This is a genomic window from Bacteroides sp. AM41-16 (assembly GCF_003603495.1).
GTDB classification, from domain to species: domain Bacteria; phylum Bacteroidota; class Bacteroidia; order Bacteroidales; family Bacteroidaceae; genus Bacteroides; species Bacteroides uniformis.
Genome location: NZ_QTNE01000002.1, coordinates 231,348 through 252,071, shown reverse-complemented (window position 1 = coordinate 252,071; position 20,724 = coordinate 231,348). Strand labels below are relative to the sequence as shown.

At 45.5% G+C, this 20,724-nt stretch carries 18 protein-coding genes; 3 read left to right on the top strand and 15 right to left on the bottom strand.

The features are described 5' to 3' along the window. Positions 1-89 precede the first annotated feature (89 nt). Positions 90-587: a DMP19 family protein gene (locus DW896_RS03500; RefSeq protein ID WP_008665373.1), complete on the bottom strand. Its 498-nt coding sequence runs from the start codon at positions 585-587 to the stop codon at positions 90-92. A 443-nt stretch (positions 588-1,030) separates the two neighbouring features. Between DW896_RS03500 and DW896_RS03495 the strand changes: the two genes are divergently transcribed. Both DW896_RS03495 and DW896_RS03490 read left to right on the top strand, forming a co-directional pair. Next, positions 1,031-1,732 (top strand): iron-sulfur cluster assembly scaffold protein, encoded by a 702-nt coding sequence (locus DW896_RS03495; protein ID WP_005831848.1) that lies wholly within the window; start codon positions 1,031-1,033, stop codon positions 1,730-1,732. A gap of 18 nt (positions 1,733-1,750) precedes the next feature. Next, positions 1,751-2,761: a GGGtGRT protein gene (locus DW896_RS03490; RefSeq protein WP_005831851.1), complete on the top strand. Its 1,011-nt coding sequence runs from the start codon at positions 1,751-1,753 to the stop codon at positions 2,759-2,761. A 59-nt stretch (positions 2,762-2,820) separates the two neighbouring features. On the opposite strand, the gene DW896_RS03485 is transcribed toward DW896_RS03490, so the two are convergent. From DW896_RS03485 to DW896_RS03450, 8 genes are all read right to left on the bottom strand, one after another. Beyond that, the gene (locus DW896_RS03485) at positions 2,821-3,858 is read right to left on the bottom strand and encodes an alcohol dehydrogenase (RefSeq protein ID WP_119992881.1); all 1,038 of its coding nucleotides are present in this window, start codon (positions 3,856-3,858) and stop codon (positions 2,821-2,823) included. Between the two features lie 27 nt (positions 3,859-3,885). Continuing rightward, positions 3,886-4,683, bottom strand: coding sequence for an RNA methyltransferase (locus DW896_RS03480; RefSeq protein WP_005832804.1), 798 nt, complete (start codon positions 4,681-4,683; stop codon positions 3,886-3,888). Positions 4,684-4,734: 51 nt separating this feature from the next. After that, on the bottom strand, positions 4,735-7,422 hold the full coding sequence (locus DW896_RS03475) for a transglutaminase domain-containing protein (protein WP_009038104.1): 2,688 nt from the start codon (positions 7,420-7,422) through the stop codon (positions 4,735-4,737). Positions 7,423-7,507: 85 nt separating this feature from the next. After that, positions 7,508-7,921: a DUF2141 domain-containing protein gene (locus DW896_RS03470; protein ID WP_005832808.1), complete on the bottom strand. Its 414-nt coding sequence runs from the start codon at positions 7,919-7,921 to the stop codon at positions 7,508-7,510. 27 nt (positions 7,922-7,948) lie between these two features. Then, positions 7,949-9,874, bottom strand: a complete 1,926-nt coding sequence (locus DW896_RS03465; RefSeq protein ID WP_009038103.1) for a TonB-dependent siderophore receptor — start codon at positions 9,872-9,874, stop codon at positions 7,949-7,951. Between the two features lie 137 nt (positions 9,875-10,011). Beyond that, the gene (locus tag DW896_RS03460) at positions 10,012-10,923 is read right to left on the bottom strand and encodes a LytTR family DNA-binding domain-containing protein (RefSeq protein WP_008665300.1); all 912 of its coding nucleotides are present in this window, start codon (positions 10,921-10,923) and stop codon (positions 10,012-10,014) included. A 66-nt stretch (positions 10,924-10,989) separates the two neighbouring features. Beyond that, complete coding sequence (locus tag DW896_RS03455; RefSeq protein ID WP_005832814.1) at positions 10,990-11,592, bottom strand: sugar O-acetyltransferase; 603 nt, start codon at positions 11,590-11,592, stop codon at positions 10,990-10,992. Between the two features lie 55 nt (positions 11,593-11,647). Next, positions 11,648-12,223: a Crp/Fnr family transcriptional regulator gene (locus DW896_RS03450; RefSeq protein ID WP_009038102.1), complete on the bottom strand. Its 576-nt coding sequence runs from the start codon at positions 12,221-12,223 to the stop codon at positions 11,648-11,650. Between the two features lie 245 nt (positions 12,224-12,468). Between DW896_RS03450 and DW896_RS21415 the strand changes: the two genes are divergently transcribed. After that, a complete protein-coding gene (locus tag DW896_RS21415; RefSeq protein ID WP_005832819.1) occupies positions 12,469-12,609 on the top strand; it encodes a hypothetical protein in 141 nt (46 codons plus the stop codon). A 79-nt stretch (positions 12,610-12,688) separates the two neighbouring features. Here DW896_RS21415 and DW896_RS03445 read toward each other — a convergent pair whose 3' ends face one another. The 6 genes from DW896_RS03445 to DW896_RS03420 all read right to left on the bottom strand — a co-directional run bounded on the left by DW896_RS03445 (position 12,689) and on the right by DW896_RS03420 (position 20,693). After that, on the bottom strand, positions 12,689-14,254 hold the full coding sequence (locus DW896_RS03445) for a hypothetical protein (protein ID WP_227212788.1): 1,566 nt from the start codon (positions 14,252-14,254) through the stop codon (positions 12,689-12,691). Between the two features lie 84 nt (positions 14,255-14,338). Beyond that, a complete protein-coding gene (locus tag DW896_RS03440) occupies positions 14,339-15,472 on the bottom strand; it encodes a DUF4249 domain-containing protein (protein WP_119992879.1) in 1,134 nt (377 codons plus the stop codon). A 12-nt stretch (positions 15,473-15,484) separates the two neighbouring features. Continuing rightward, positions 15,485-16,648: a DUF4249 domain-containing protein gene (locus tag DW896_RS03435; RefSeq protein ID WP_005832823.1), complete on the bottom strand. Its 1,164-nt coding sequence runs from the start codon at positions 16,646-16,648 to the stop codon at positions 15,485-15,487. A gap of 6 nt (positions 16,649-16,654) precedes the next feature. Beyond that, the gene (locus DW896_RS03430) at positions 16,655-19,393 is read right to left on the bottom strand and encodes a TonB-dependent receptor domain-containing protein (RefSeq protein WP_034529665.1); all 2,739 of its coding nucleotides are present in this window, start codon (positions 19,391-19,393) and stop codon (positions 16,655-16,657) included. Between the two features lies 1 nt (position 19,394). Further along, positions 19,395-20,078 (bottom strand): hypothetical protein, encoded by a 684-nt coding sequence (locus DW896_RS03425; protein WP_005832827.1) that lies wholly within the window; start codon positions 20,076-20,078, stop codon positions 19,395-19,397. A 240-nt stretch (positions 20,079-20,318) separates the two neighbouring features. Then, positions 20,319-20,693, bottom strand: a complete 375-nt coding sequence (locus tag DW896_RS03420; RefSeq protein WP_005832831.1) for a YccF domain-containing protein — start codon at positions 20,691-20,693, stop codon at positions 20,319-20,321. Positions 20,694-20,724 lie beyond the last annotated feature (31 nt).

The following is a 20,724-nucleotide window of genomic DNA, read 5'->3' as shown; positions in this document are numbered from 1 at the left end:
GCATATTTTAGCTTTCAGATAGCACATCTCTCCAATACCGAAAGGCAAGAATGGGTATAGGCTAATATGCCTTTCCTCGTTACTCTCTATCACACAATCTTGGCAAACAGCTCCAAATGCTCATCCACATAGCCGGCAACCAAAGCTGTATATTCCTCCTCTTTTTCCAAAAATTCATCTTCCAGTTCATCGAAAGCCTCATATTGCTCGTACATTGCCATAAACTCCTCGTCTGTGCGTTCGCGTTCCAAGTCGTCACGATGGCTATCGTATATTTTCTTGGCAGCATAAACCAACTTACTCAAATCGCCCACTCCCCACAAACGCATCACTTTGGCAAACGGATTGTCGAAAATATAACCGCCATAACCATTTTGAATCAGTTGGCAGAAGCCCCCTTCCATCACTTCATCACGGAATATCTGATAGGCCAACAATGAATGCTGTTCACCGGTAAGCAAAGACATCGTCCCGGCAGTCATTTCTCCGCCTATTTCTTTCTTATAAGCACCGGTGAATACGCCGATGAATGCATCCATCCCTTCACCGGCAGCCTGGCGCAATGCCACATCTGTAACTTCTATCATAGTTTGTATTTTATTTAATGTGCCACAAAGGTAAGACTTTGCAGCCATAGTCAAACACGGACTCCCCTTTATTTTCTTCGCCTTGCCAACCAGTTGGCAGGATTTTGCCTTACCATTGGCAAGACTTTGCCACCGCGTTGGCAAAACTTTGCCATAGGCATGGCAAAAGTTTGCCAAGACGCAAGCAAGGGGTTGGCAAAATTACTTCCTGATTAACAAGCACATACCTTATTGATTCACAAACCCTATCAGAGACGAGAAAAAACAGTCAACTGCAAACTCCACTTTACATTCCGCAGAAATTCAGCTTCTTATTACTTCTTTTTTTAAAAAAAGTCAAATTGAACAGTTGGCAGAAACGGGGAAAACAACTAACTTTGCACCCGACTAATAAAAGTGGACTACGTTTTTTTTAATTATATCACTTAAAAAAAGAGCTAATTATGACTTATTCACACGAAGTGGAACACATGTGTGTTGTGAAGAAAGGTCCTAATCACGGACCGGCTCCTATTCCCGAAGAAGGTAAATGGGTAAAAGCTAAAGAAATTGTTGACATCTCTGGTCTGACACACGGTATTGGCTGGTGTGCTCCTCAGCAAGGTGCATGTAAATTAACCCTCAATGTAAAGGAAGGCGTTATCCAGGAAGCTTTGGTTGAGACTATCGGTTGCTCCGGTATGACTCATTCTGCTGCTATGGCATCAGAAATCCTCCCGGGAAAGACTATCCTCGAAGCATTGAATACTGACCTCGTTTGCGATGCTATCAACACAGCTATGCGCGAACTCTTCCTGCAAATTGTTTACGGTCGTACTCAGTCTGCTTTCTCTGAAGGCGGTTTGATGATTGGAGCTGGCTTGGAAGACTTGGGCAAAGGTCTGCGCAGCCAGGTAGGCACATTATACGGAACGTTGGCTAAGGGTTCTCGTTACTTGGAAATGGCAGAAGGTTACATCAAGACTATCGCTTTGGACAAGAACGACGAAATCTGCGGTTACGAATTTGTTCATCTGGGCAAGTTTATGGATGAAATCAAGAAAGGTACAGACGCCAATGAAGCATTGAAGAAAGTTACCGGTACATACGGCCGCTTCACTGAAGAGCAAGGTGCAGTTAAACACATTGACCCACGTCACGAATAATATAAGGAGGAAAGACATATGATTAGAGAAGTAAAATTTGAAAGCCAAGACCGTCGTATCAAGCAGATTCTTGCTGCATTGAACGCAAACGGTATCAAAGACATCGAAGAAGCCAATGCTATCTGCGAAGCTCATGGTCTCGATCCTTATAAGACTTGTGAAGAAACTCAGCCCATCTGTTTCGAAAATGCAAAATGGGCATACGTTGTAGGTTGCGCCATCGCCATTAAGAAGGGCTGCAAGAACGCTGCTGAAGCTGCTGAAGCTATCGGTATCGGTCTGCAGGCATTTTGTATTCCGGGTTCTGTAGCTGACGACCGCAAGGTTGGTATCGGTCATGGTAACTTGGCAGCCATGTTGCTGCGTGAAGAAACCAAATGTTTCGCTTTCTTGGCAGGTCACGAGTCATTCGCTGCTGCCGAAGGTGCTATCAAGATTGCCGCTAAAGCTGACAAGGTACGTAAAGAACCTCTGCGTTGCATCCTGAACGGTCTCGGCAAGGACGCTGCACAGATTATCTCTCGTATCAACGGCTTTACATACGTTCAGACTCAATTCGATTACTATACAGGTGAACTGAAAGTAGTTCGTGAAATCGCATACAGCGACGGTCCCCGTGCCAAAGTAAAATGCTACGGTGCAGACGATGTTCGCGAAGGTGTGGCTATCATGTGGAAAGAAGGCGTGGATGTATCTATCACTGGTAACTCTACGAATCCGACCCGCTTTCAACACCCGGTTGCAGGTACTTATAAGAAAGAACGCGTATTGGCTGGCAAGCCGTACTTCTCAGTGGCATCCGGTGGTGGTACTGGTCGTACTCTGCACCCGGACAACATGGCTGCCGGACCGGCTTCTTACGGTATGACTGACACCATGGGTCGTATGCACTCAGACGCTCAGTTCGCTGGTTCTTCATCAGTTCCTGCCCACGTAGAAATGATGGGATTCCTGGGTATCGGTAACAACCCGATGGTAGGATGTACAGTGGCTTGTGCGGTTGACGTGGCTCAAGCTTTGAGCAAGTAAGTAGCAAGTAAATAATTACATAGAAAAAGAGGATAGCCTTCATTGGCTATCCTCTTTTTCTATCTACCCACAATCGCCACCTTTATCACCCCCTCCAGCCTATTCTCAAAAATACGGTAGGCTTCGTCAATTTCCTCCAACGAGAAACGATGTGTGATAAGCGGTGTGGTATCTATCTGTCCCGCCGCTATCAGGCGCAGTATCTCGGCACAATCGCACCCATCCACACCACCGGTCTTGAAGACAAGATTCTTGCCATACATCTCCGGCAAGGGCAATAACTGAGGCTGGTCATAAAGCGCCACAATGGTGACAATGGCATTGGGACGGGCACACTCCCATGCCAAGCGGAAAGTATCTTCCGTGCCGGCAACTTCAAGTACGACATCTGCCCCACCATGGTCGCTATGCTTCCTCACAAAGTCTTTGCAGTTTTCCGGCCCAATGACCAGCACCTCCGGATAATGCTCGCGGACAAAACGGATTCTTTCGGCCGACTGCTCGCAGACAATAATGCGACGGGGCTTCTTCAGCATGGAACAAAGCAGGGTACAAATACCCGTCGGCCCGGCACCGATGATGAGTACAGTGTCTTCCTCGGTTATTTCGGAGATACGGGCAGCCCAGAAGCCGGTGGCCAACACATCGCCTACCAAGAGCGCCTGCTCGTCGCTTACCGTATCGGGAATACGGTTCAGTCCCTGGTCGGCATAAGGCACACGTACATATTCCGCCTGGCCGCCATCGATACGGCACCCCAAAGCCCAACCGCCATTAGTGTCGGTACAGTTGTTCACATATCCGTGACGACAAAAGAAACATTTACCACAAAAAGTCTCCACATTCACAGTCACACGGTCGCTGGGCTTTACCGACTCAACTTCGGCACCCACCTGCTCTACGATGCCCACCATTTCGTGTCCTACCGTAATTCCGGGTACGGCGCGCGGTACACTTCCATGCTTTATATGCAAGTCACTGGTGCATATGCTACCCAGTGTCACCCGCACAATAGCATCACGTGCATCTTCCAATACCGGTATCGGTTTCTCAAGCAATCCGAACTTTCCGTGTTCAATATAAGTATATGCCAACATAATATATGCTTTTTTGAGTTATCACTTCTAAACGCGAAGTTGCCAGAAAGCAACAGCCGCTGCGGCCGCCACGTTCAGCGAATCTACACCGTGCGCCATGGGGATACGAACCACATAGTCGGCTCCCGCAATCGCTTCGTGCGAAAGACCATCTCCCTCAGTACCCATCACAATAGCCAACCGGGGCTCGGTCTTCAAAACGGGATTGTCTATGGAAATGGAATTGTCCGTAAGCGCCATGGCCGCCGTGCGGAAACCCAACTCACCGAGCGTATCCAGAGGACCGTCCATCCACGTCCACGGCACAAGAAAAACCGTTCCCATTGAAACCCGGACCGCACGACGGTTCAGAGGATCGCAGGAATTACGCGTCAACAGCACAGCATCCATGCCAAGAGCTGCCGCCGAACGGAAGATGGCCCCAATATTGGTGGTATCCACCACCCCGTCGATAACCACAATACGCCGGGCTCCCCGGCAGACGTCCTCCATACTCTTCGGAACCGGACGGCGCATGGCACAAAGAACACCACGTGTCAAAACGTAGCCAGTCAGCTCGGCAAGCAATTCCCTACCGCTTGTGTAGACGGGTATATCGCCACAACGCTCAATGATTTCAGCAGCATCCCCATAAATGTGCTTGTGCTCACACAAAAGGGCCAAAGGCTCGTAGCCGACATCCAGAGCCACCTTGATAACCTTAGGACTCTCAGCTATAAACAGCCCTTTGTCCGGCTCAAAGCGGTTGCGCAACTGGGCTTCGGTAAGGGTACTGAATATCTCCACACCGGGATGGGTCAAAGATGATATTTCGATAACAGGCATCGGATGATTTACTATTTGACGATTACTATTTACAATTCATGGCAGAAAGCCCTATAACCCCTTTATTGTCTTCATCAGTTGTTCTCCCAGTCCGATGGTGTATCCTTGCGATACAAAGACCACCCGATTGAAAGTATCGGCTATGATGAATATCGGCAGGCTCTCTTTATGCTTCAACTTCATGCTTTCTGCAATCTGCGCAGCGATACCGTCCGTATCTATACCATAAATAATGGTAGAGGGCAAATCGGGGAATGACTCGCGGGCGAACTTGCCGGCTTTGGCCTCATTAGGGAACAGCAACACCATCTTACGCCCCCACTTCTCCAAATCAGCCTTGAATGAAGCGATGTCGCGCAACGCATGATTGGTTGGCTCTTGATTGACACCCAGAATGCCTACGACAAAGTAACCGCGCCCACAAGCCTGCAGCAGACTCTGCTGGGCTGCGGAGCCGGCGTCCGGCAGCGGAGTGAAGAGAGACTCCGAATTAAAGTTCCCGATAACCTGCACCTCATCCTCGCTCTCGCGCATCACCAATTCAATTTCCGTTGTCTTCTCCGGCAGAATATTGAAAAAGGTGGTTTTAGAAAGTACCGCACCGCTGGCAAGGCGTGTACCGGTCACCAAAACATAATCTCCGGCCTCCAGAGCTGTTCCTTCCTTCAGAAGATTGCTCCATGTAGTACCGCCGCCCATATCTGCATCGCCTTCGTCATAGGAAAGCAATTGCAAACTGCCCTGCGGGGTCTGTTTGGAAAGAGTGAAATGAGAATAGTATTTCGGGTTATCCAACGAACGGATAGGCTTATAGGAAGCCACCAACTTTCCCTTCGAAGCAATTCCTTCTGCCATAAAGACCGGCTCTTCCGGATGATGGTTCAAGTCCACATCCATCGCACCATCATCCCCTATCAACTGTACTTTGCCGGTCACTCCGTTGATACGGGCAGGGATTGCCATGCTGCGTGCCATGGAGACGAAGAAAATGTCACGACTATGGGCATCAGCCACACGGGCCTTCCAGACCCCTTCCGGAGAAATGGGAGCCCCTCCCAAATTACAGTCATTGTCTACCCGGATATTTTGGGCCACCCATGCCACCAGTTTCATCGGCTCTGCCTTGTATGCCTCAGCATCTTCCTTTGAGACGGCTTTCTTGAAAAATCCTTTATAGGGGGTCAGTATCTCGTTGCTTACGCGTGGATTGCGCACATATCTGCGGAAATGGTCGGCATTCTTGCACATACGGGATTGCATGTGGTCCATCAGAACTTCCAGTGTAACGTCGCGGAGGTCTTTTGCCGAAATCCGTTGGAGCAGGTCCAGACCTCCTCTTTTGGACTTTTCAGAGCGCAACCGTGCCATGAAGTCGGCAATAACCCGGTGGTTTCCTCTGGAAGCTACCAGAATCCGGGCAACGGCATCCTCGTCGAGCTGGTACTGCCGGGCAAAATAGCGAGCAGTCTCATCTGTCATAAACGTAGCCACATAGGCATTGCGGATAGAATCTTCATGAGCCATGCGGAGGTCGTTCTCAGCACGCTGTTCGGGAGTAACCTCCGGCAACTCCGCATTTTCGGGGGGCGGCACAAGTTCGAAATCCGCCGTATGACCGTCACCGGCAGTCTTGTCCATCTTCACAGCCAACTCATGGTCCTTGCCGAAAGACAGTTTGGCATAGCCGAACTGTCCGTCTTTCGATGCCCATACCAGCATGTCGCCTTTACCGGCTGTCAAAGAAGCCTTTCCCTCCGCATCGGTCCGCTTCCGGGCTACGGTATAAAACTCAGCATAATTGTAGAGTTTGAACTCCACACAAGCATCGGGCACCGGCTTGCCTTGCCCGTCCGTTACCGTAACCGTGGCCTTGGCCGTCGGTGCATAGTTACCGATTACATTGATTTCCGTATAATTGGGAGTGACGGACATCACTTCTTCCACTCCTTCATAACGTCCGAAAACTTTGGTATGCATCAACATGCCGCGGCTGGCCGGAGCATTGAACCAACCAAGGTTGAGTACCGGTTCGGGTTCGCAGGCTCCAAGAAAATACCATTTCCCGTCTGCCCATGCTTCTACCCACGCATGATTGTCGTCGGTATGCGCCCACCGGGGTGTGTAGACCTGACGAGCAGGGATACCCACCGAACGCAAGGCGGCAACCAGCAAGGTAGATTCCTCGCCACAACGCCCGTATGCCGTGCGTACCGTTGCCAAAGGCGAACTGGTACGGGCATCGGAGGGAGTATAGATAGCCTTCTCGTGGCACCAGTGGTTCACCTCCAGAATGGCATCATAGAGGGACAGAGACTTGACACGATTCTTCAGTTCTTCGTAAAACACTACCCGTGCACTGTCCAGATGCTCATTGTTGACCCGCACCGGAAGTACAAAATGACGAAACAAATCCTCAGGAATAACTTTTCCCCAAGGCATCTCATCGGCAGCCTTTTGGGAGGCGCGCACGTTCATCAGATGAAATTCTCCGGAATAATCGGCAATGTCTGCCAAAGGCATATAGGCATAAAGGAACTCCAAAGCTTCGCGTTCGTACGACGTCAAGTCCGTATCAAATATGGCAAACAAATCGCCCTGCGGCAACCTTTCTTTTTTTTGATTGAAGTCTTGCTCCACACGTTGGCGGTAAGAAGTGTCTGTAATGAAAGAACGTTTGCCGCAAGAGGCAAGCAAACATACCAGTCCGAGAAATCCCAGAAGTCGTGCAACTCGTTTCATAACGCAATTATTAAGGTTGAACCACAAAAATAGTGTAAATCGTCCGCAAAAGAAAATTAATTCCCGTTTTACTTACATAATCACTCTACTTCAGATGTATCACCAAAGTCGTGTCTCCGGAAAAAGTGAAGCTGCATTTGTCATAAGACGGCGGACCCATAACGCCTTGAGCATCATTACTGAACCCGTACTTCTCTGTAGGAATGCCGAAAACGGCAGTATCCAGTTTCCCGTTTCCGTTCTCGTCTTGAAACAACGAAATGGCATACGTACCCGTAGGTAACCCCTGGCAAGGAATGGAGAGCGACGTATCTTTCACATCTATCCGGAAGGCGGTCAAGGGTTTCTTCATGAATGTTTCTTCCGAATTGTAGATGGCGACATAGAGATGCCCCTCCACCTTTTCAATGTCACACACTTCAATAGTCAGGTTCTGGGCAAAGAGCAGCTGGGCGGCACTTTGCATTACAAATACTAAAAAAATAATCATTGCTTTCATCTTTGTTTATTTAAAAAGGGTTATTGTCTAAAAATTGGATACATCGTAGGCGGCCTTCTTGCCTAAAGTCACATATACTCCTACATAGAAAAAATGGTCGCTGGAAGCCAGGACAGCCTTGTTATCCACCTTACCGAACTCATTCTTCCGGCAAAGGATATTGCTGGTGGAAGCATGGATGATTACCTTCTTGCTTGCCAGGAAGGTCACACCCAAATCCAGACTGTTATAAGGCTTCACTTCATCGTTCATCAGACCCGGCAGCATGGAGTTATGATAAGGACGTCCGCTACTGAAACGGTCGGTCACGCTGACAATGGAACGCAGGCGAGGCAAGGAATACTTCACCACCCAGGCTGCATTATGCCGTGTAGCATACTGAGGAGTAGTCAGTTCCAGATACTCCCGATATTTACGTTTGGCTATATTATAGGTATAGGATAACTGGTATTCCAGATTCTTGAAGGACGCTCTATCACGGAAGAACAAGTCTATGCCTTTGCTGTGTCCATAACCGTTGGAGGTCAAGAATACAGCTTTCGTATCGGCATCCGTTTCCTCCAATGCCAGACGGTCATAATCCTTATAATAAAGTTCAGCTTTACAGAAACGCCCTTCATAGTCGTACTGAACGCCCAAATTGTACTGCATACATACTTCCGACATCAACTGCGGCCGACGCACCAAACAGTTGTTCTCGGGCAACTGTGTGTATCGCCCTACAATCCCCGACAGCATCATGTTTCCCCAATAATAGTTCGCCGCCAGCCGGGGAGAGAAATTCATCTTACGGTTCGGAGAAGTGTATTCCGTGCGAAAAGAAAACTCCATCTTCAATTGTTCCATCGGATAATAAGCCATCGAAAAGAAACCCGCACCAATGGTAGGCGACATGCGATTGCTGTCATCCGTCCCGCACAACAGATAATGATTCCTGTAATTGCGGATATAGCTCTCTATCCCCATATCCAGGCGGAATACCGATGACAGCCGTTTGGAAACTTTAGCCTTCAGATGCGTCTCTTGCTGACGTTCCAGCCAGTTATCACCCGAAACAACTGCTCCTCCGATTCTCCGGTTATAGTAAGAATAGGCCGCCCCTGCAAACCAACTCCACTCTCCGGAAGTATGCCTGCGAAAGGTTGCATTTACATAGATATTGTCTTCACCCAGCCCGAACAATCTGCGGTTATCCCCTTCGTAAGTGGAAAAGTCCGTCCGGTCGTATTGTGCGTAAACCTTCCATACCACTCTTTCATCAAGAGTATAACGGAACTGGACAGCTCCGGAAAACATCCGGTAAGGCTTCTCGAAATCCCTCCTGCCCGAATAAACCTTGTCATACAAACCCAGGTTCTGATAATTCAAGTCAACAGACAAGGATCCTCTGTCAAAAGTCTTTGTGCCCCCTCCACCAACACCGACAACGGAAGCGTTCACTCCGACTTTATCGACCTTGCTGTAATCTTTTGTTTCCAATGGCAAGACTGCCGAAAGCGCTTCTCCATATTCTTGTGAAGCGCCTCCCGAAGCAAGGTTTACCCCACTGAACATAAATGTAGAGTAACGGCTGCGAGCAGGGGTATTTATTCCGTTCGAAGTATAGGGATTCAGTACATGCATTCCATCAATAAAAGTCTGCGTCTCGTAACTGCCTCCACCACGTACCAGCAATTCACCGGTTTCACCCTGCACTTGCGTACCGGGCAAAGTCTGCAATGCCTTGTATAAATCACCGTTCGCACCGCCCACCGTGACCAGTTCCACCGGATGCATATCGCTCCAACGGCTGTTGGCAGCAGGAGTTCTGGCTCCTTTTACCACTACTTCTTCCAAAGCGACACTGTCTATATTAAAATTCAGACGTACTGTATCGGTCACTGATTTCTGCGCTACGGAAGGCTGTGTATAAAGTAATACACCCAATATCCCAAAGACTGTTTCCCGTTTCATATCTTTACATTCGTTGTGTTTCCTGCCGCAAACATAAAGGAAGGGTATAAGACAAAAAAATATCCGGGACAGACAGCCCGGATATGTGACAACCAACAAACTCTTTGTGACGAACAACGTATTTCTGTGACGAGTGACTAACTCTTTGTTCGGTTTTCAATCAATGCTTTCACCTCTTTGGCGTATGCGCGTGAAACCGGAACATCTTCTTCGCAACCCTCCAGATTCAGCTTATATCCCTGAGAGTTTCCATCTACTTTCACCACCATCCGGATGTTTACAAGAAAGGCCCTATGGCAACGGATAATAAAAGGGCAAGCAGAGACAGCTTCCTCTGCCTGCTTCATGGTGGCACGCAACAATCTCCATGTAATTTTCTTTTCTTTATCCGAATCTGAACGGTAACCTACTTTTACGTAATTCCCCTTTGCCTCTGCATAAAGGAAATCTCCGGCCTTTACTTCCAGCATTTCTTTGGTGCCACCGGCAAACACCAACGCTTCTTCCGAGGAAAACACCTTGTCTTCCAAGCTCGCTATCCCAACTTCCGGGGATATTCTCCTTGAAAGGTGACCGTTCATCTCCATAGCTTCTTTCAGATTGCGGGTCAGTTGCAAATTGCGGTTCCACATCAGAAAAAATATGGTAGGAAAAGGTGCCAGCACCATTACCCAAGACAAAGCCAGAAAGAACAACCGCTTGTCCAACCACATTCCCATCAACCATGATTGATAGGCCCAAATCCCCACTGCTATCAGCAACAACATCAGCAGCAAATTCAACACATGCTTACCCAATGTCCAGTTCTGCTCCTTGTAATAAGCAGGAAATAATGCCGGAAGCAAATAGGTGAAAACTCCCGAAGCACCTGCCGCAATCAATGCAGAACCGGCAACCACCCCAAACACACTTCCCTTTATCCGGGAAATACCGAACGGCTGAAGTATATATAATATCAGAAAAATAATGGCCGAAGGTATCACTACTGCCTTCCAGCGTTGATAAAACGTAGGATAAGGACTCCGCCAAAGTTCCACCAATTTCCCCATAAGTATATAGTCTCTCTTGTTTACATGGTAATATATGCAAAGATAATACATTTACTCAACACATGCTCATACAGATACTATATTATCAATCTGTTTTATCACACGACAAGGATTTCCCACTGCCACACAATTCGCAGGAATAGAACGGGTAACCACACTCCCCGCCCCGATAACGCTGTTCCTCCCGATGGTGACACCAGGCAAAATGACAACCCCTCCACCAATCCATACTCCATCCTCTATTCGTACAGGTAAGGCATACGTACGGCAGATTTCTTGTTCTTCCGGACAGTCCTGCACCATACGTTCATCTACTTTGGTAGAATGGGTTGCCGTATATATCTGTACATTAGAGGCTATTAAGACGTTGCTACCTATGTCAATACGATTGTTGTCCACAAAGGTACAATTCATGTTGACAATTACCTTGTCGCCCATAAAAATATGCTTGCCACATTCACAATGGAAGTCAATATCCACATGCACATTCTTGCCTACATGTCCCAACATCTCACACAACAACTCCCTCCTGCGCTTGCTATCGGCATAATCTGTGGCATTGAATTGTGCCAGGAGACGTTTTGTACGCAAAATCATCTCCACTATTTTCGGATCCCTGCTTCCTATAAAAGGTTCGCCAGCCATGCACTTTTCATATTCTGTTTTCATACGCATCCTGTTTTTGCGGACAAAAATACAAAACTCTAATGTATAGGAATTTATCCTATGTTAAAAAATACCCCTTTGCCCTGATACGACTCAATGATTGTTGTGTAATGCCAAGGAAAGAAGCGATATGTCCCAAAGTCACTCTATGAAAAAGGGCCGGACACTCACTCATTAATTTTTCATAACGCTCATACGCAGACAAGTTGAGGCGAGATATATGAATATCTTGTAAGCGAAGAAAATTTTCCTGTTGTAACACCCTCATCCAATTTGCAATATCTATATCTGACTTATACAACTCATTAAGCGTTTCAATGGAAATAGAATAGACCAGTGTTTCTTCCAATGTTTCCACGTATTCAAAGCCTGCTTTGTTCCTATATAAATCCCACGAGCCACAAGCTACATCACCTTCCATAGAGAACCATGTCGTTATTTCTTTTCCATCGTGCAAGGTGTACGAGCGTGTCATTCCCTTCTCTATGAAGTGGACTTGCCTATCAAATTGTCCTGCACGGATAATAAGTGTTTTGACAGGAAACACTTGCTTTTCAAAACCATGTGCCAATGTCGCCAATGCTTCATCTGAAACCGGATAATAAGCTCTTATTGTTCTGACAATATTCTCCATACTAAAATATCCCTTTTTACAAAGGTATAAAACAAGGAAGAGTTTGCGAAACTTGCGTAACATATTTGTCATATATAGATTGCAAAATCTAGTATTTCTAAAGAAAATAAAGGATGAATGGCTATTTTTTATGTTATAAAACACATTTCTCGCAAACATTTCGTATCTTTGCAACGTTATAAGATAAAAGAAAAGATGTAAAAACCCGCTTTCCGAAACGCGGAGAGCACAAAAAGATGAGAATTATGAAAAAGAATGCAAATGAAATTTTTATGTTACAGTACCAAATCAAACGCTATCAGGCAATGGGTAATGGAACAATGTGTCAAACACTGAACGGTAAACTACAAAAGCTGCTTGCAAAGCAGTCACTCGTAACCATGTAAAAAAACACCTTTAAATACAATGAATAAAGGGCAGGGAACTTTTCAGTTCTCTGCCCTTTTTCTTTTTTATCCATCTATACTAATGGTTAGCACCAACAACAAACTCACTTTGCATCCTTATCTCCCTACCGTCAACCGAAATTCCTTGTAGGGTAATTATATATATTCCGTTCATATCCGAAGTATAAAAGTTGAGTGTACCCATAGCGGAAGTTATCTCCGGATTCCAATAAAGTGTATGCCGAAAATCCGGTAAGCGAGAACCGGCTTGTTTCTCTGAATTGTATGATGGAGCAACAAATGCGATTCTCTTTTGTGGAAACTCATAAGAAAACATCTGTGAATTCTTATCCAAACGTATATCAGGCAATGTTCCCCGATGGGTTATAAACGAAACAATTCCATCATACAACTCCCCGCCAAAAGTATATTTGCCAGTATAACGATGTATATAGTGTATCAAACGGGCATCATAGTTCAGAATGGTTTCATGGTCATCAAACGGAATCCCGTCTAACAACACCAGTGTTTTCATATTACTGAATCTCCTTATATCCGGTTGCAGTATCCGGATGACATCTTTACCTTCCAGCTGACTGATACGTATTCCCTTGACAAATTCCACAAAAACATCCCTCACAGTCCTGAAACGAACATACTCATCCAGATTATAAGTGGAAGCGGGAACAAAATCATAAAGTTGTTGCAATATACTCTTGCTATACGAAGAATCTACCGGCAAAAGAGAATGTAATTGCGCGCTGAAACCACGCTCTATCAAGTCTTCTTTCCGAAATGACACACAGACTTTAGGAAGTTTTTCTGCCAACACCCCGACAAAAGGAGAAATAAGCTCCAATCGGCAGGGACTTTCCTCCTCCGGTAATGCAGTTAATACAATCTCCTGCATATCCGTTATTCCGGTCGTATAAAAAGCATAAATAGCGTCAGCCTTAGGCTGTCCGCCAAAGACACGAATATCCTTGCCCACACATGCCAGACGTGCATTTACATTGTCAGCAGGCGCTCCCATCAGCCTGCCGGTTACAATATGCCCTTCACACTCTGCAGCAAATGACCGTTCCGGAACACTTGTATAGTTCTTCTGCCCGTCGGCTGATATTGGAAACCCCTTCAGCACATAGTCTTTTCGTACTACGGACAAAGTAAGTTCCTTGACATCAGCAGGCAGATTGGGTAATGTCAAGGCTACTTTACTCCGGTTCCCATAGACCGATTTATCTGTCCATAAGTCCGCTCCGGAAAGCTGATTGCCGGAAGCTTGTGAAACGGTAATGGAATCCGTAAAAAGTTCCACATTATCCTCCTCTGTTGTCTGAACAGTATTAAGCAAGGCTATATACTTCTTTGGGAAACAAGCCATAGGATAGTTCCTCATATAACGCGTATATGCCGTCAGTTGGTAAGCTCCGGTATGCATGACTTGCGGAAGTCTGATACGTCCCCATCCATTCCCGTTCTGCAAGTCGATTTTACCTTGTGCGTATACCAGCTTCGTGTCACTTATCTCTACATAAGCTACTTTGCTTAATACGCTTCCACGAGACAAGGAATCCGTCACACAAACTTTTATCCACAAATCTTCTCCAGCCACATAGCAGTCCTTGTCTGTATAAATACGCATATTCTCAACAATTTGAGCGTGTAATCCCAATACAAGAACCCAACCTATAATACAAAATATCACTCTCTTCATATCATTTCAATATTAATTCATTTCATCCGGCCAGAAGGAAGGCTTTTCCAAGCTGGCACCTAAATAGCGTACGTCTGTACAACCTCCGGAAACCCATGCATAACCTACCATCAATGGATAAGCAATAGCATATCCCATCACATATAAATCCATGTACGAATCTGCCCAACCTCTAAATTCTTGGCAATAACCGTCAGGAAACCTATAATATATATCATCGGCAGAAATGAAAATACGATATTTTGCCACATTCATGCTAACTCCCACATAACCAACTACATTTTTGCCTGAATTGTTGCAAATAATATTCGTAGGAAGTTCTGAAGGCTGAGGAATAAACAATCCACCCATTTCTTCATTGATTTTTATTTTCTCCTGATAATATTTGTACTCGCCCCTCGAAATCTTACGCTGTTTCACCAAAGTGCTATAATGATGAAAGACACGGTTATTATCCGCCTTTATAGAATAGAGCCACTTATCCTTCAATTGAGTATCCTTATTTGTTCCTATATTACCTACTATGATTTTAGCCGACTTATCATGACACCATCCCCGTGCATATGGTGTAGCATCAAAATCAACCACCTCATCAGTGGTAGGGTCATAACGGAACTTGGGATTATATACTGCCCTCACTTCCCAATCTTCCTCGTAACTCCAGAAATAACATCCGCCATCTTCACTCCGCATAGAAAAGCGGATAGAGATGTCACCGTATTTTTCCGGTTGCTCGTAGGTAACGTCATTTATTGTTTCTGTCTCCAATGGATATTGAGGCTCCGAAGTATAAATATCCCCTTCATACACAATTTTCAGACTATAGCTGGCATCTTTATTCAAAGAGCCAATTACAACTTGGTATTTTCCATCTCCCAAAGAAGTGCCATTAAAACAAGAACCATCACTTCCTACTACACTGACTTCTGCATCTATCTTGTTATAATCCTGAGGAATTCCTTCTACATTCAAAGGAAAGGAACAGCTCAAGGAAAAAACAACTGTACTATCTGATATGATGTTACCTTCAACTATAAGCACCCTCGTACTACTCTCCGGCAAGTGCGCATTGAATTTATCCACACAACTGCCAATAGTGAGCCACAACAAGCATATCCATGTTACTATATATTTTGCATTATTCATCGCTTTTTCTTATTAAAACAGATTGATTTCAACTGGCCAGAAGGAAGGCTTTTCCAAGCTGGCACCTAAATAGCGTACGTCTGTACAACCTCCAGAAACCCATGCATAACCTTTGAATCCCGTACGTGGGTCCGGGTCCGGATATGCAATGGTATACCCCATCAAGTATAAATCTAAAAATGTATACTCTTCTTTCAGCCCTTTCGCTCCCTGACAATACCCCTCAGGAAGCCTATATTGTATATCATCTGTAGAAATGAAAATGCGATATTCCGCCACATTCAAACTGACACCAACATATCCAATGGCCTGTTTATTTGAGCTTTCACATCTAATGTTCGACGGCAATTCCGAAGGCTGGGGAACAAACAACCCGCCCATCTCCTCATTAAGCTTTATTTTCTCCTGATAATATTCATATTCACCCTTCGAAATCTTACGTTGTTTCACTATAGTACTGTAATAGCAAGAAAAACGAATATCGTCTGCTTCAATGGAATAGAGACACTTATCCTTTACACGATTATCCTTGTTTATTTCCATATTACCTATTATTATCTCGGACGATTCACTATGACACCATCCGCGTGAGTATGGTCTAGCATCATAATCAACGATCTTATCTGTTTCGGGGTCATAAGCACACATAGGATTGTATACGGCCCTCACCTCCCAATCTTCTTCATAACTCCAAGAATAACATGCAGCATCTTTGCTTTGCATAGAGAAACGGATACTGACATCACCATACTCCCCTTGCTGTTCGTAGGTGACATCGTCTATGCTTTCCGTTCCTATCGGATATTGAGGTTCGGAAGTATAGATATCTCCCTCATAGACAATCTTCAAGCTATAGCGGACATCCCTATGCAATGTTCCGACAGCAACCCGGTACTTTCCATTACCCAACGCAACACCCCTAAAACTGGAGCCATCCTCACCGGTTACACAAACTTCAGCATCCACCTTATTGAAATCAGGAGGAACCCCTTCCACATCCAAGGAAAAGGAACGGCTCAAAGAAAACACGACAGCACTATCCGATATTATACTACCTTCAACTATGAGAAGGCCGATACTACTTTCCGGCAAGTGGGCATTGAACTTATCCACACAATTACTAAGGAACAACCATAACGGACATATACATATCACCCAATATACTTTATTCTTCATACCCTTTCAGAATTTAATATTATAAGTAACAAAAGGAATGGGAGCACCGAATATGGACATCTTGTATCCTTGAATCCTACCCTCCTCGGACACAAAATAGACAGAGTACACATTCTTCCTTCCGGTCAGGTTATAGATACCGAAAGAAAGGGAACTGTGGGTCAACAATGTCAGGTGGTGACTGGGTTCAATATTGAACGACAAATCCATACGGAAATAGTCGGGAACACGATAACTGTTACGGTCGGTATAGTAAACCTGCATTTTCTTCAAACCCTGGTCGTAGTATTGCCCGGCAGGAATTGTGGTGGGACGGCCCGTACTGTAATCCATATTGAAAGACATGCTGTAACGGCGGGTAAACTTGTAATTGCCTACAAGCTTGAAGTCATGCGGCTTGTCATACTCGGTCGGATACCATTCTCCACCATTGATGGGACGGGCTATGCGCGGATCATTCTGACGCAAGAAAGTGCGCGAATAAGTATAGCTCATCCACCCGTTCAGTTTTCCAGCCGGTTTTTTCACCTGGAATTCCACGCCGTAAGCATATCCCTCCGTATTGATGACATCCGTCTCCAGATGGTGGTTCATCAGGATTTGGGCGGAACTGCGATAATCCAGATAATCAATCAGCTTTTTGTAATATCCTTCTACAGATAATTCCAGAAGTTGCCCCGGCGTATTATAGTAGGCGCCTGCCGCCACCTGCCAGCCACGTTGAGGCTTGATATTGGGGTCGCTCAGCTTCCAGGTATCTGTAGGAGACATAACGGCAGTATTCGATACCTTATGGATATACTGCCTCATCGTATTGAAACCGGCCTTTACGGAAAAATCATCTGTAAAGGCATAACGTGCCGACACTCTGAATTCCGGTCCGTGATAGGTCTTGATGACCTTTCCATTCCCCGCCGTGATAGAATCCGCCACCGAAGACATGGAGGGCAGTATACCTTCCTGATATGTATAGTAAGTGCACGGTCCCAAAGCATTGAGCATGGAATAGCGTATACCCGCATTGATGGAGAGCCTGGAAGTTATATCCCATTCATCCCCTATATAAACGGCACTTTCCAGTGCTTTATCCTTTTGCAGTTCATCATATCTTACCAGCGAATTAGGCCCCACCGGCTCGTAGGTCCCGGAATTCACATTATACAGCTGGCTCATCAAACCGAAGTTCACCGCATGGCTATTGCCGGCTTGATAAAGAAAGTCCGCTTTTCCAAACCATTGGTTAATGGCAAAAGACAGCCGTGCGGCAGACGCTTCCTCCACCGTTTCATCATTTCGGTAATCGTAGTGGTCATAACCGAAAGAGAAGTTTCCGGTCAGCTTTTCTGCAAAGACAGTCCTCCAGTTTGCCGAGAAATTCATATTGTTGTAGGCATACTTCTCATTGTCATTAAAGGCAAAACGGTCGTGACTATAATAGCCATAGACATTCAGCTTGTTGCGCTCGTTCAGCGTATGCGAGAAGACAGTCCCCAAATCATAGAAACCGGCTTTCCCATCACGATACCCGCTTTTGTTGGGCAATGTCTTCATTATCCAGTCCGAATAGGTCGTACGTCCACTCAGCAGAAGGGAAGTCTTTTCCTTAATGATGGGAATCTCGAGATTCAACTTACTGGTCACAAGCCCGATACCTGCAGAACCAGTAAACTTTTCCTTGTTCGCCTCCTTGCTGGTGATGTTCAGTACGGAAGCGATACGCCCGCCATACTGGCTGGGGATACTGCTCTTATAAAGTTCCGCATCCTTTATCATGTCCGAATTAAAAGCCGTGAAAAAACCGAAAAGATGATTGGGGTTATAAATCGTTCCGTTATTGAAAAGAAGCAGGTTCTGGTCAGCGGCACTCCCACGCACATTGTATCCGCTGGATGCCTCCCCCACTGTCTTGATGCCGGGAAGTGTCTGTATCATCTTCAGCACATCCACCTCACCCATAGCCGTAGGAATGTTTTTCAGCAGGGCAGGCTGCAGCTTCTCCATTCCCAACTGCACACTTTTCACGTTCTGTATACGCCCCGAAACAATAAGCACCTCATCCAGCATATGGTCTTCCTCTTCCAACTCGATATGGACAATGCCTTCACCATAAAGCATAAATTGCCGATGGGTCACTTTGATATTCATCCCACTGATTTCAAGAATATTATAGCCTGCAGGCAGGTCAATGGTAAATTCCCCCTGACGGTTGGTCGTCGTAGCTACCCACGGCTCTCGATGAATGATGTCGATACCATCCAGATTCTGGCCGGTCTTAAAGTCAGAAACTCTTCCGGTCAAAGTTATCATATCTCCGGGGGCAGGCTTGTACTTGTTTCCTATCTCATAGACCTTGTTTTCTGAAGAAGACTTCACAATAGGAATGTATGAAGGCAATAGTTCCTCATCCGTCTCCAACTTTTCCCCCATCAATACCGGTGGCAGCGAGGTAGCCAGAAAAATCTCCGGCAAGACAAATATTCTGTCACCATAAACCGTCACCTTATAGATAGTAGCTGCCAAAGCCTCTCTCAAGTACTCGGCAGTGGGGTTCTTCACCTCTGCCCGCTTCACTTTAAAAGGAACCGTTATCGTTGTATAAACACGGCAAGACGTGCCCTTTTCTACTGCATCCATCAATTCGAATATGGAAATGCTGTCCGTAGCCATCTGTTGCTGTGCAAACATGCCGAAAGGCGACAATAGGAGGAAAAAGGCTACTGTATATTTAAGATTATGTGCTTTCATATTATTTTCCATGAATTAAGGAATCAATATATTCCGTTAACCGGGTCATTGCCCGGACACCGCCATCTTCCTTGAAGTCCAGCCGCTCTTTCCGGCAATAAGCCTTCAACTGCTTCTTGTATGTAGGAAAAAGTTTCAAGAAACCCGAACGGGAAGTTATCACATAATCGGTTCCGCCACTGCGAAGACTGAAATAGCTCTTTTTCTTGAACCGGCTGTAATAAAGATCGTTTTTCTTCACCTGAGACTCCATTGTGGATACGATATACTGTGTCAGGCACATTTGCGGACTATCATATAGCAACGCAGCGAAACAGTCACCCTGCGGTACAAACTTCTGTCCTTCTATGACAAAATAATCCACTTTCCGCATATCTACCTGCAAGGTTATCCGTTTCTCCGGAGTAACCACAATCAGACTCTTTTTATAGGTATCATAACGGAGCTGCAAATCCGAGTAAAGCCATCTGCCATAACAGACAGCCCCCTCGCGAAATTCATCCGTATTCCAATAGGGATGGTTAAGATACTTCTGCTGGTTATAATTTTCCTCTGCCTTACCGGAGTAAAGAGCAGCATAATCTCCTGCCGCTTTTCTGAATTCATCAAAAACGGCTTGTTGTGCACAAACCAAAGATGGAAAACATAGGACGCATAGTAGCGTGTAAAGGTGTGTTTTTCGCATATATGTGAAGTGTTATAGGTGAGGATAATCACAAATATAACATTTCACTTTTAAAAATAAAATTATTATTATATATAATTCAAATAAAAACAAAAAATAGAACCATAATCGGATGCTAAACACAAAGCTAAACATTTAGCATGCAAGCAGAAGCACATTACAATAAGATTAAAGCGCCATTCATCCTCTACCATCAATTATACTTACATATATTTATAAAAAACGATACAGCACAATCGCTCAAGCCGCAACAATATCCTTCCCGAAAGGAGTCAATGCCAGCCCTGCCAGCTTAAAGTGTTGGATACCGAAAGGAATGCCTATAATGGTGATGCACAGCAATAACCCGAATCCCAAGTGCGAAAGGCAAATCCAAATGCCGCCCAAGAATATCCAAAGAATATTCATCAGCACATAGAGGCAACCGTTGGAACGTTCCCCGCTACGAACCTCTTTGCCGAAAGGCCACAAGGCAAGGCTTGCCATTTTCAAGGTCTGCATGCCAAAAGGGATGCCAATAATGGTGAACATCATCAATAAACTTGCAATAAGATACTCCACAGCAGTGATGATACCTCCAAACATCAACCACAAAATATTCATAAAACAGCCCATAGCTTTCCTTTTTTTAATACTGAACACAAAT

Excerpts from the sequence above, each read along its gene's own strand:
- DW896_RS03470 (WP_005832808.1), bottom strand. The coding sequence starts at position 7,921 with ATGAAAGCAATGATTATTTTTTTAGTATTTGTAATGCAAAGTGCCGCC.
- DW896_RS03495 (WP_005831848.1), top strand. The coding sequence starts at position 1,031 with ATGACTTATTCACACGAAGTGGAACACATGTGTGTTGTGAAGAAAGGT.
- DW896_RS03480 (WP_005832804.1), bottom strand. The coding sequence starts at position 4,683 with ATGCCTGTTATCGAAATATCATCTTTGACCCATCCCGGTGTGGAGATA.
- DW896_RS03475 (WP_009038104.1), bottom strand. The coding sequence starts at position 7,422 with ATGAAACGAGTTGCACGACTTCTGGGATTTCTCGGACTGGTATGTTTG.
- DW896_RS03450 (WP_009038102.1), bottom strand. The coding sequence starts at position 12,223 with ATGGAGAATATTGTCAGAACAATAAGAGCTTATTATCCGGTTTCAGAT.
- DW896_RS03440 (WP_119992879.1), bottom strand. The coding sequence starts at position 15,472 with ATGAATAATGCAAAATATATAGTAACATGGATATGCTTGTTGTGGCTC.
- DW896_RS03455 (WP_005832814.1), bottom strand. The coding sequence starts at position 11,592 with ATGAAAACAGAATATGAAAAGTGCATGGCTGGCGAACCTTTTATAGGA.
- DW896_RS21415 (WP_005832819.1), top strand. The coding sequence starts at position 12,469 with ATGAAAAAGAATGCAAATGAAATTTTTATGTTACAGTACCAAATCAAA.
- DW896_RS03490 (WP_005831851.1), top strand. The coding sequence starts at position 1,751 with ATGATTAGAGAAGTAAAATTTGAAAGCCAAGACCGTCGTATCAAGCAG.
- DW896_RS03465 (WP_009038103.1), bottom strand. The coding sequence starts at position 9,874 with ATGAAACGGGAAACAGTCTTTGGGATATTGGGTGTATTACTTTATACA.
- DW896_RS03500 (WP_008665373.1), bottom strand. The coding sequence starts at position 587 with ATGATAGAAGTTACAGATGTGGCATTGCGCCAGGCTGCCGGTGAAGGG.
- DW896_RS03445 (WP_227212788.1), bottom strand. The coding sequence starts at position 14,254 with ATGCGTATTTATACAGACAAGGACTGCTATGTGGCTGGAGAAGATTTG.
- DW896_RS03435 (WP_005832823.1), bottom strand. The coding sequence starts at position 16,648 with ATGAAGAATAAAGTATATTGGGTGATATGTATATGTCCGTTATGGTTG.
- DW896_RS03460 (WP_008665300.1), bottom strand. The coding sequence starts at position 10,923 with ATGGGGAAATTGGTGGAACTTTGGCGGAGTCCTTATCCTACGTTTTAT.
- DW896_RS03425 (WP_005832827.1), bottom strand. The coding sequence starts at position 20,078 with ATGCGAAAAACACACCTTTACACGCTACTATGCGTCCTATGTTTTCCA.
- DW896_RS03420 (WP_005832831.1), bottom strand. The coding sequence starts at position 20,693 with ATGGGCTGTTTTATGAATATTTTGTGGTTGATGTTTGGAGGTATCATC.
- DW896_RS03430 (WP_034529665.1), bottom strand. The coding sequence starts at position 19,393 with ATGAAAGCACATAATCTTAAATATACAGTAGCCTTTTTCCTCCTATTG.
- DW896_RS03485 (WP_119992881.1), bottom strand. The coding sequence starts at position 3,858 with ATGTTGGCATATACTTATATTGAACACGGAAAGTTCGGATTGCTTGAG.